The sequence below is a fragment of the Fulvivirga aurantia genome (genome assembly GCF_009711475.1).
Lineage (GTDB): Bacteria > Bacteroidota > Bacteroidia > Cytophagales > Cyclobacteriaceae > Fulvivirga > Fulvivirga aurantia.
Window position 1 is genome coordinate 1 of record NZ_SMMD01000198.1, and the last position, 938, is coordinate 938.

The 938-nt window shown below is 42.2% G+C and carries 1 protein-coding gene; it reads right to left on the minus strand.

All coding sequences use genetic code 11. The annotated features are described in order from the left end of the window. Window positions 1-136 precede the first annotated feature (136 nt). On the minus strand, window positions 137-938 hold an 802-nt coding region (locus E1176_RS20200), incomplete at its 5' end, for a hypothetical protein (RefSeq protein WP_185152498.1).

The following is a 938-nucleotide window of genomic DNA, read 5'->3' on the forward strand; positions in this document are numbered from 1 at the left end:
ATTGCCTGGTGTATAAAAAAGGGCATCTTCTCCTACATAGATAATTGACTCATTAGACACATCCTGAGCATATGATGTAGTGAGAAATACACTGAAAATCAGACTAAACGCATATGTTGGCAGATTACTCATGAGATTAATCGTTATTCGCAACAGTATTCCAACCTGAGCCAGTCCACACTCTGATTCGATCAGAATCAGTATCTATCCAAACCATGCCGACATATCGATCCCCGGCTGGTGGCGCATCCTCTCCAACATAAGAAGTCTGATACGGCCCTGGGCCTGTCACAATATTGCCTGGTTGTGTGTATTTAAATTTGACTCCATAAATTCTATGCTCAGCATCACCAGGGGCATCAACGGTGCCTGTAAAATTAAAGTCAACAATTAGCCTGTAGGTATAATTTTCATTGTCGATTGTACCATTTGAGATTGTTGAGATGGTCGCGCTCTGTACAGCTCCTGAAGAACCTGTAGAACTCCAACTTGACCCAAAAAGTGATTGGCTACCACCAATGTAGCTCTTGCGAAATAAATCTACCGATAGATCGCCTCCACTAAAATCCATATAGTATATAGTAACCTCCACTAATTCTGCATTATGTGGTAAATGTACAGGAGCAATTATTTGATCGGCTTTACTCGGCTCCCTTACTGATACGAAAGAATTATTCGATTCAAATCTCATCAGATGGTTTTTATCGAGGTCGGTATTATTCTTTAGCAAAATTTCGAAATCGCTTGGGTCAAGGTTAGAAAAACCATCTGCTGTGCCAGCATTACCTCCGGTAGAAATCGCATCATCTGCCGGACTCCATGCTGTACCATTCCACTTGAGCACCTGATTGGTAGCCGCTCCATCCTGGGCAATCTTATTCGGGCTTACCGCTGAGATTTTTTCATCGGTAACAGCCCCATCAGAAATCTTGATTGTA